This is a genomic window from Rhizobacter sp. (assembly GCF_031412075.1).
Taxonomy (GTDB): Bacteria; Pseudomonadota; Gammaproteobacteria; order Burkholderiales; family Burkholderiaceae_C; genus Rhizobacter.
In genome coordinates this window covers 1-3,045 of the sequence record NZ_JANOCG010000157.1, presented here as the reverse complement: position 1 = coordinate 3,045, position 3,045 = coordinate 1, and the positions used below count along the sequence as shown (strand labels likewise).

At 66.2% G+C, this 3,045-nt stretch carries 3 protein-coding genes and 1 pseudogene; 3 read left to right on the top strand and 1 reads right to left on the bottom strand.

Features of this window, described 5'->3' with window-relative positions; genetic code table 11:
• Positions 1–10 precede the first annotated feature (10 nt).
• The gene (gene hemB, locus RMO40_RS05600) at positions 11–1,018 is read right to left on the bottom strand and encodes a porphobilinogen synthase (protein WP_309717489.1); all 1,008 of its coding nucleotides are present in this window, start codon (positions 1,016–1,018) and stop codon (positions 11–13) included.
• Positions 1,019–1,300: 282 nt separating this feature from the next.
• Here hemB and RMO40_RS05595 point away from each other — a divergent pair, with 282 nt between their 5' ends.
• The 3 genes and pseudogenes from RMO40_RS05595 to RMO40_RS05585 form a co-directional block, all read left to right on the top strand.
• Positions 1,301–1,729, top strand: a complete 429-nt coding sequence (locus tag RMO40_RS05595; protein ID WP_309717487.1) for a HemJ family protein — start codon at positions 1,301–1,303, stop codon at positions 1,727–1,729.
• A 5-nt stretch (positions 1,730–1,734) separates the two neighbouring features.
• Complete coding sequence (locus RMO40_RS05590; RefSeq protein WP_309717486.1) at positions 1,735–2,844, top strand: VanZ family protein; 1,110 nt, start codon at positions 1,735–1,737, stop codon at positions 2,842–2,844.
• 8 nt (positions 2,845–2,852) lie between these two features.
• Positions 2,853–3,045, top strand: a pseudogene (locus RMO40_RS05585) ((2Fe-2S) ferredoxin domain-containing protein); the annotation flags it as partial.

The window sequence follows — 3,045 nt, the reverse complement described above, 5'->3', positions numbered from 1 at the left end:
TCCATTCGGTTCAGCGGTTTCTCTGCAGCCAGCGTGCGGCGTCGAGCGCGAAGTAGCTCAGCACGCCGTCGGCGCCGGCGCGCTTGAAGGCGAGCAGGCTTTCCATCATCACGGCGTCGTTGTCGAGCCAGCCGTTCAGGGCGGCGGCTTTCAGCATGGCGTACTCGCCGCTCACCTGGTAGGCGAAGGTGGGCACGCGGAACTCGTCTTTCACGCGCTTCACGATGTCGAGGTAGGGCATGCCGGGTTTGACCATCACCATGTCGGCGCCTTCGGCGATGTCGAGCGCCACATCGCGCAGCGCTTCATCGGTGTTGGCCGGGTCCATCTGGTAGACCTTCTTGTTGCCCTTGCCCAGGTTGCCGGCCGAACCCACGGCGTCGCGGAAGGGGCCGTAGAAGGCGCTCGCGTACTTGGCGCTGTAGGCCATGATCCTGGTATGGATGTGACCGCGCTTTTCGAGCGCGTTGCGGATGGCGCCGATCCTGCCGTCCATCATGTCGCTCGGCGCCACGATGTCGACGCCTGCCTCGGCTTGCACCAGCGCCTGCTGGGCGAGGATCTTCACCGTCTCGTCGTTGAGGATGTAGCCGCTTGCGTCACGCACGCCGTCTTGCCCGTGGCTGGTGTAGGGGTCGAGCGCCACGTCGGTCAGGATGCCCAGGTCGGGGAAGCGCTTCTTGAGCTCACGCACGACCTTGGGCACCAGGCCTTGCGGGTTGACGGCTTCGGCGCCGTCTTCCGACTTGTTCTTCGGGTCGATCACCGGAAACAAGGCCATCACCGGGAGCCCTAAGCGCACACACTCGTCGGCCACTGGCAGCAACTGGTCCAGGCTCAGGCGTTGTACGCCGGGCATGGAGGCGATGTTCTCGATCTTGTTTTTGCCCGGCAACACAAACACCGGCAGGATCAGGTCGTGGACCGTCACCGCGTGTTCGCGCACCAGGGCGCGGGTGAAATCGTCGCGGCGCAGGCGGCGCGGTCGGCTGGCGGGGAAGGGAGGAGGGGTGTGCACAGGCGCAGTTCCGAAGTGGGGTTTCAAAGCGCAGCAGCTGGGCAAAAAAGGGGTCGCGGCATCGTTGGAAACTGCGTGTTTTCACGGGGCCGCAAGGGGTGAACCCGACCCGTAACCATCTGCTAAAGTCGACGCCGGATGATAGCCGCAAGGCTGTTGCCCCCTGCTTTTCCTCCCTGAGCAGGAGCCTTACCGTGATGACAGCGATGAGGCTTTCCAGCCCCGGCCTGATGGCCGGGGCTTTTTTATGCGCGCCAATCTTGGCACCCATAATCCGGCCGCATGAGCAGTCTCTATTTGTGGGTCAAGGCCTTCCACATCGTCTTCGTGGCCAGCTGGTTCGCGGGGCTTTTCTACCTGCCGCGCCTGTTCGTCAACCTCGCCATGGTGCCGGCCGACAGCCATGCCGAGCGTGAGCGGCTGCTGCTGATGGCGCGCAAGCTCTACCGCTTCACCAGCTTCCTGATGGTGCCGGCCCTGGCCCTCGGTTTGTGGCTGTGGCTCGGCTTTGGTGTGAGCGGCGGCTGGTTGCACGCCAAGCTTGTGCTGGTGCTGGCGGTGCTCGGTTATCACCACGCGTGTCGCTCGCTATTGCGCCGGTTCGAGAGCTTCAGCAACCAGCGCAGCGAGCGTTGGTTCCGGGTCTTCAATGAATCGGCGGTGGTGTTGTTCGCGGTGATCGTGGTGCTGGTGGTCGTGAAACCCTTCTGAGCACGATGGCGCGTCACCGCAGCTCCGCCGCACCTCTGGCCGCGTTGTATGCCGCGCTGATCGTCTACGCCAGCCTGTCGCCTTTCACCGGGTGGAAGCAGCCCGCCGGGGTGTCCTTCTTCGGCTTCGGGCAGATGCCCTGGCCGCAATGGTGGACGGGCTTCGACCTGGTCTCCAACCTGCTCGGCTACATGCCGTTTGGCGCCTTGTTGTTTGGCGCCCAGGTGCGCGGTGGGCGTGCGGCCGGCCTGTCGGCTGCGACCACCGTGTTGGTGGGAGCCGCGCTCTCGATGTGCATGGAGAGCCTGCAGAACTGGTTGCCGCAGCGGGTGCCGTCGAGTGTCGACTGGCTGCTCAACAGCGCCGGCACGGCGCTTGGCCTGCTGGTGGCGATGGCGGTGCTTGCCTTGGGTGGCGTGGACCGTTGGCAGGTGATGCGCGACCGGTGGTTCATTCACCACAGTGCGGGTGGCATCGCGCTGCTGGTGTTGTGGCCGGTGGGTTTGTTGTTTCCGGCGACCGTGCCGTTTGGCGTGGGCCAGGTGCTGGCGCGTTTGCAAGAGATCACGGCGGATGCGCTGGCCGGCACACCCTGGGCGAGCTGGGTCGAGGCGAGCGCGCAGGAGGTGCTCACGCCGCTGTCGCGGGGTGCCGAGTGGGCCACCATCGTGCTCGGCTTCCTGGCCCCGTCGGTCGTGGCCTTCAGCATCTTGCGACCCGGTTGGCGGCGTCTGGTGCAGTTGCCGGCCGCGCTGGTCGTGGGCCTGGCGGCCACCACCTTGTCGACCGCACTCAACTTCGGCCCGCAGCATGCGCTGGCCTGGCTCACGCCTGCCGTGCTGCCGGCGCTGGTGGTGGGCTGTGTGCTGGCCGCGGCGCTCGCGTTCGTGCCTCCGCGCGGTGCGGCGGGGGTGGGGCTGGTGGTCCTGACGGCGCTGGTGGCCCTGGTCACGCAAGCCCCGGCCGACCCCTACTTCGCCGACAGCCTGCAGGCCTGGGAGCAGGGCCGCTTCATCCGCTTTCACGGGGCCGCGCAGTGGGTGGGCTGGCTCTGGCCTTACGCCGCGCTGGTTTACCTGCTGGCCCGTGTGGCCGCTCGCGAGCCGGCTCCTTAAAATGCGCCATGACCTATTTCAAGCGACACATCTTTTTCTGCCTGAACCAGCGTGACAACGGCGAAGACGCGTGTGCCAAGCACAACGCCCAAGCGGGCTTCGACCGTTGCAAGGCCCTCGCCAAAGCCGAGAAGCTCAATGGCCCTGGCGGCGTGCGGGTCAACAAGGCCGGCTGCATGGACCGCTGCGCCGGCGGGCCGG

Excerpts from the sequence above, each read along its gene's own strand:
- RMO40_RS05595 (WP_309717487.1), top strand. The coding sequence starts at position 1,301 with ATGAGCAGTCTCTATTTGTGGGTCAAGGCCTTCCACATCGTCTTCGTG.
- RMO40_RS05590 (WP_309717486.1), top strand. The coding sequence starts at position 1,735 with ATGGCGCGTCACCGCAGCTCCGCCGCACCTCTGGCCGCGTTGTATGCC.